General features: G+C 48.1%; 5 protein-coding genes. 2 read left to right on the top strand and 3 right to left on the bottom strand.

All coding sequences use genetic code 11. From position 1 onward, the window contains the following. Positions 1-504: 504 nt before the first annotated feature. The 3 genes from WBA89_RS21935 to WBA89_RS21925 form a co-directional block, all read right to left on the bottom strand. Positions 505-1,896, bottom strand: coding sequence for a DUF4339 domain-containing protein (locus tag WBA89_RS21935; protein ID WP_424409432.1), 1,392 nt, complete (start codon positions 1,894-1,896; stop codon positions 505-507). 261 nt (positions 1,897-2,157) lie between these two features. After that, a complete protein-coding gene (locus WBA89_RS21930; protein ID WP_424409430.1) occupies positions 2,158-2,820 on the bottom strand; it encodes a class I SAM-dependent methyltransferase in 663 nt (220 codons plus the stop codon). Positions 2,821-2,939: 119 nt separating this feature from the next. Then, positions 2,940-3,248, bottom strand: coding sequence for a hypothetical protein (locus tag WBA89_RS21925; RefSeq protein WP_424409429.1), 309 nt, complete (start codon positions 3,246-3,248; stop codon positions 2,940-2,942). A 485-nt stretch (positions 3,249-3,733) separates the two neighbouring features. Here WBA89_RS21925 and WBA89_RS21920 point away from each other — a divergent pair, with 485 nt between their 5' ends. Together WBA89_RS21920 and WBA89_RS21915 are read left to right on the top strand one after the other, a co-directional pair. Further along, positions 3,734-4,204, top strand: a complete 471-nt coding sequence (locus tag WBA89_RS21920; RefSeq protein WP_424409428.1) for a MarR family winged helix-turn-helix transcriptional regulator — start codon at positions 3,734-3,736, stop codon at positions 4,202-4,204. A 163-nt stretch (positions 4,205-4,367) separates the two neighbouring features. After that, the gene (locus WBA89_RS21915; protein WP_424409427.1) at positions 4,368-6,044 is read left to right on the top strand and encodes an efflux RND transporter periplasmic adaptor subunit; all 1,677 of its coding nucleotides are present in this window, start codon (positions 4,368-4,370) and stop codon (positions 6,042-6,044) included. Positions 6,045-6,120: the final 76 nt, after the last annotated feature.

Genomic DNA, 6,120 nt, shown 5'->3' with positions numbered 1-6,120 from the left:
TAGAAATCGCCAAGCTGCAAGCGGGAGAAATCGGATGGATTCAAGAACAAGATGCCGTTTCTAAAGTAGCAACTAACCCGACTCCCAACCCCGCTCAACAGGGGAAATGCGCTGTTGGTTATGACTCTAATTCCAATTCTAATTAATTATCGTCCGTCATCGGTCGTTAGTATTTTATAATACCAAGTTCGGTTAGTTACTGGCGATCGAGAGTGTTTTTACGCAGGACTTGCATTCAGAACGATCGAACTTTTGAACCCACATTTGACACCGCAACTTTCGCGGGTTCTTAAGGCAGCAGCAGGAAAACAGCAGGTTTGTGGGAAAACATCCCCATAAATAAACTCAACCGAAGGATTTGGCGGACAGAGAACATACAATCCGAACTCTCCACTTGCTTGAAAGTTTAGCAGAATAGATTAAAAAAAATCCGTTCGACCTGAATATTGCAAGCTGTGCAGAAGCGTTCTGCCCCGCCGAGAAAAATCGTTTCGGGATCGCGCCTTATTTTTGAGTGAGAAACAGCGCTAATTCTGAAATTTCACCAGCGCGCTGCCACTCGGTTTGACCCCGCCGCACTTTAGTACGATCGGTAATTTTCTGCACATCTCGCAATTGGTCTTTGGTATAAGGCCCCTCGGCTTTACCGCTGCGGAATACATACCATTGAGGCTGTTCTGACTGTGACTTTTGAGTTGGTGATTGTGACTTTTGAGTTGGTGATTGTGACTTTCTTACAGGTCTCATCCGAGTATTTCCCAACTCTGCCGACATCTGATTGAGTTCGACTTCAACCGGATCGGCAGCCGGTAAACGAGAATTGGACGATCGCCTTTTGTCTGAAGTTTTAGTTGAGGGCTGGCTGCTAGCAATTGCTACTTCGCTCCGCCACCCCCAGAAATGCCACAGCGCCACCCAAGCTAGCGCCGTTGCAGGTCCTAACATCTCTTCTTCTGTCTCTAACCATTCTGAGTGTTCTCCAAACCAAAAATAACCGATCGCGCTGAATCCGAGCGCTATCAAATAGAAATAAATTAAATAAGTCCCGTCATTAGCAGCTAAATGCCAACTGGTTGAGTGCCGCACAAAAGATTGGCTAATTGCTGTTTTGTTGTGTTTCCAGGCTTTTCTCGCTTGAATCCGGCTGTAACCGGGGGAACCAACAGGCCACCATGTCCCAGCCCAATTAACCAAATGTGCAGACCAATATTGCAAGGCTGCATATCCCACAATCCCGCTCAGCAACACGCAAACAACTAACACAAATATTGTCAGCGGCATTAGCTGTCTCGGCACCATTGTGGCAGTGACAATAGTTAGAATAAAAAACGGCGTGCCTGTTGCTGCTGGTACCAATAAAATTTGCAAAGTTTTGAGCAAATCTGCATAAAAAATCCAGAAGAATTTGAGCAGAATTTTAAACAGCTTTGCAACACGGAAGTGATACAAATAAGCAGAAGATATAGCAGTTCCTAAAATTAAAGCAACGAGCGCCCCCGAAGATCCGCGCACCGGCAGCATCAAAAGTGCGATCGCCGGAATTCCCATAACGATGGCAGCAGGCAGCGTCAGAAATGCGATGATACCTTCTCTCCAATGCAGCCAAGCCGATACAGTCGGGGGCGGCTGGTTGTGGCGGCGGATTTCCACCCACTCGGTAACTTTAGTTAACGCCCAATGGTAGAAGGCAAATAGCGGTATCTGGCACGCCCAAGCAAATGCGATCGCACCTTCGCCAGAGTTGTTGTAGGTGAGCCTGTACGCTGCTCTCAATCCGTAGGAATAATAGTAATAAGCTCCCGGCAGTAACGAAACAATCAGCCAAAAGCCGCTGCTTAAGGCAAACCCTCTTGCCCACGATGCAGGATGGGGGAGGAACTTCGGCCAGTTATTCATAGGTGAGACAATTGGACGGGATATCAATATTGTCCCACTACACTGTCTCGGCTGGCAATTTGAAAGATCGCGTCAACCGATGTACCGGATGCTGAAGCTATTGTTAAGTTGAAGGATCTTTTGCTTGCTTGCGGTGACGCGGAATGGCTAGAAGAGCCAGAATGTGTATAATTCAACTGCGAGCAAGTTCGATCGTTCCGAATGCAAGTCTTTTGATTTTTAGGAAAACTTGGATTCCGAAAGATCGAACCTCAAAAAAACCTAACTTTGGCGATAGGCAATTACCGCATAAAACGGATCGCCAACTCCCATCCCCAGCATTTGCATAAAACTCGGCAAGTTAGACTGTTTAGTAACTACTTCCGGCTTACTAAATCCGGGTATATTCGCTCCTTTGACAGAATCAAAGTAACTCTCAACCAATTTTACCCGATCGCCCTCCGAACCTTCCCGCCAAGCAGCAATTGCCTTTTGATAAAACATCCGGTTGGAAAAGCTAAAAATCGCTACTCCACCCGGTTTCAAAATTCGGTGAACTTCGGCAAAAATCGCATCCGGCTGCTGTAAATACTGCACCGATACGCAGTTGACAACTGCGTCAAATTCTGCATCTGCCAGTGGCAATTTGGGATTTGCGTTCAGATTTTGCAAGAAATAATGATTCAGCCTGGGATTTTTTGCCAACTCCTCTTGATTCATGCCGTGGCCTTCGACATGGGCAAATTCCATTTCTTCCGGCAAGTGAGACACCCAACTGCTCATCATATCAAAAATCCGAGTATTGGGTTTCAGCCGTTCCCGATACAAATCTGTTAATTGCTGAATAAACCCGTCATCTACATGAGTCACAAACCGAGGAGAGGAATAGAACACTGTATCGTCGGTGTCGTCTAACTTGGTGCGTTGATTGCCTTGGAGTAGCATAATGTGGGATGTGCGATCGTAACTTTACTCTTCTTATTTTACTAATAATTAAGAAATGTAAATAGATTCCGCAGGATGGATTTCCGGCACTCGCCCGCTCCAATCTTAAATCATCCCCTTCAGAGTCTACTCAGTATTTCTCTTATGCAAGACTTTGCTTCATTCAGCTTGTCACCACAGCTTCCGGCTCGTTTATGCGTTGATGCAGGACTGAGAATAGCTGAACGAGCGGCTTCAAAATAAGGCATGAGCTGGCTCTTTATAGACGGATCGATCGACTCATCTTTTTTTAAATCATCACACAGGCTAGACAGTGCCCATTTGGCATCACTCATCATTGTTGTTTCGTAGGCTTCTTGCACCTCGGATTGGGCGTTGTTTAATTGCTGAAGGATTTGATGCAATTTTTTTCTTTGCTCTTCGGACATCACATTCATCACTCCTTGAGAGACTAACTTATATAGGAATAAAACAAATTATCGTCGGTATCATCTAACTTGGTGTGCTGATTTCCTGGGAATAGCATTACGTGCGATCGCAACTTTACCCTTCCTATTTTAGGAATAATTAAGAAATGCAAACAAGTTTGACGAAAATTTAGCTGGTTTTTGCGATCGAGCGTGGGCGATCGCCCTCATTATACCAATCCTGAAAAATAAAGCTACAGATAGTTTTGACCAAGTAAGCCCAAAATAACAGATATCCGACTTTTGAAAGAAGTCCGGGAGCTGACCTGGGTGAAGAATTGGCATTTTGCGTACTACCTACGTAAAATCACTGTAATAAAAACTGACTTGCTTGCTGCAGGCTCAATCTCAAATCTCAAATCCGATGACCGAAAATCCGCGATCGCCCTTGACAACTTCCAAAATACATTTTACACTGATAGTACGAACGCTAAGTAATAATATTGATGGTTACTACATCCACTGTCGATCGCACAAATCTAGTTCGGTGGCACGACGTTCTCGCTCCCTACAGCCTGGGCTACCGGATCAAACTGCTGGGACAGCTAGGAACTCGCAGGCTGCAAGAAATACTCGAACCCTTCGGGCTGACACCTTTTCACTGGCTGGTACTGTGCTGCTTGTGGCAAGAAGACGGTTTGCCTACTTCCAGCATTGGCGACAAACTGCAACAGGTAGGCGGGACGCTGACAGGAGTTATCGATCGCATGGAAGAAAGAGGCCTAGTCCGCCGGGAGAGAGACACGCGCGATCGGCGTATATGGCGCATTTGGCTGACAGACTCTGGTTCCCAACTGCAAGACGTACTGCCCCCGCTGGTAGCTGAAACCCGCTCGCGAGCTATGGAAGGCATTCCAGAAGCCGATCGACAGCTCTTTTCCCAACTGGTCGATCGGGCAATTCTCAATCTTTCCTAAACCGACAAATCGCTCTTTCGAGTGAAGCGCAGCAGCATCTACCTCCACTACATTACAAATAACAGCAAAATACTACGCACCCTTAAAAAAAGCCATCTTACTAAATAAAAATTACGTACCCTAAACAAACGACATATTACTAAAGTATCAGGAGTCAAATACGGTGAAAAACACAAACGAAATCAACTCAGCAGAATTTAACGGCAACGGCAAAGGAGTAGCTGTATTAGAAAAGACGATCGGCGACACAGAAGTCAAAACAGCACCTGTCGCGCCAGTCCCAGAAACAGAAGTCAGCGCCCCCGCCGAGCTCAAAACCGGTGCCGAAACAGAAATCCAACCACCCCTGCCGCCGTCGGAAACACCCAAGAAAAAGTCCAAGAAACCGCTGATTTTCGCTGTATTGGGCATCGGGGCGATCGCAGCAGGCAGCCTCGGCTACAATTACTGGCAATACGCATCCATCCACGAAGAAACCGAAAACGCCACAGTTGCCGGACACATCCACCAAGTCAGCAGCCGCATCAACGGTACAGTCGGCGAAGTCTTAGTGCAAGACAACCAACAAGTCAAACGCGGACAACCGCTGATTAAACTCGACCCCCGCGACTACCAAGTTAAACTGCAACAATCCCAAGCAGCCTTAGAAAACGCCCGCCGCCAAGCCGAAGCAGCAATCGCCAATATTGCCCTCGCCTCTCAAACCAGCCAAGGCAAAACAGCCCAAGCTCAAGGAGATGTCGGCAGTGCCAACGCAGCCATTTCCACCGCCCGAGCAGCCATTAAAGAAGCTCAACAAGGGGTACCCGCCGCCGAAGCTGCAGTCGCCCAAGCCGAAGCCGGCGTGCCCGCAGCAATTGCCAAAGTCGCCCAAGCCGAAGCCGGAATTCCCCAAGCACAAGCCAAAGTGACGGAAGCCGAAGCCGGTATTGCAGCCGCGCAAGCTCAGCTAGTACAAGCGCGAGCTAGTCTGGTTAAAACCCAAGCCGATTATAAACGTTACGAAAGCTTGCAAGAAGAAGGTGCGATCGCCAGCCAGCAACTAGACGCAGCTAGAGCCGCCTACGAAGTAGCTGTCGGCCAAACCACCGCAGCCCAACAAGGAATTGCCCAAGCTAGAGCGCGCTTAGCCCAAGCCAAAGAAGGCGTAACCGAAGCCCAAGCAGGAGTAGCCCAAGCTAGAGAAGGGGTAAAACAAGCCGAAGCTCAAGTCGCGCAAGCCAAAGTCGGTGTCGCCAGCGCCGAAGCTAAAGTCGCCGTAGCCCAAGAAGGTATCAGTACCGCCGAAGCGAAACTGGCTGCATCCCAGGGCGGATTGCAACAAGCTCGAGCTACGGGCGAGCAAACTAAAGTCAGCCGATCGCAGTATGATGCTGCTAAGGCGGCGATCGCCCAATCGGAAGCTGCGGTTAAAGACGCTCAACTGCAACTTTCCTACACGAATATCACCGCACCAGCCACCGGACAAATTGGCCGCAAATCGGTTGAAGTCGGGCAGCGGGTGCAGCCGGGAACTCCGTTAATGGCGATCGTCAGCAACGATTTGTGGGTAATTGCCAATTTCAAAGAAACGCAACTGGCAAACATGAAACCAGGCCAAAAAGTAGAAATCAAATTAGATGCTTTTGGTGGCCGCAAATTTGAAGGTCATCTCGATAGTTTCTCCCCAGCTTCTGGCGCTCAATTCTCCCTATTGCCTCCCGACAATGCGACGGGAAACTTCACCAAAGTTGTGCAGCGGATTCCGGTGAAAGTTGTGTTTGATGCCGAAAGCATTAAAGGCTACGAATCGCGAATTGCACCGGGGATGTCTGCTACGGTAAATGTGGAACTGAAATAAATTAAGCAGTCATTATACAGGCTAAGAAACCAGGTTTCTGTGACTAAACCCGGTTTCAGGAAATTCTGCACGGGCC

This window comes from Microcoleus sp., from assembly GCF_049646505.1.
GTDB lineage: Bacteria > Cyanobacteriota > Cyanobacteriia > Cyanobacteriales > Microcoleaceae > Microcoleus.
Note: the sequence above shows the minus strand (reverse complement) of the source record. Positions and strands in the feature narration are given on the sequence as shown.

Excerpts from the sequence above, each read along its gene's own strand:
- WBA89_RS21935 (WP_424409432.1), bottom strand. The coding sequence starts at position 1,896 with ATGAATAACTGGCCGAAGTTCCTCCCCCATCCTGCATCGTGGGCAAGA.
- WBA89_RS21930 (WP_424409430.1), bottom strand. The coding sequence starts at position 2,820 with ATGCTACTCCAAGGCAATCAACGCACCAAGTTAGACGACACCGACGAT.
- WBA89_RS21925 (WP_424409429.1), bottom strand. The coding sequence starts at position 3,248 with ATGTCCGAAGAGCAAAGAAAAAAATTGCATCAAATCCTTCAGCAATTA.
- WBA89_RS21920 (WP_424409428.1), top strand. The coding sequence starts at position 3,734 with ATGGTTACTACATCCACTGTCGATCGCACAAATCTAGTTCGGTGGCAC.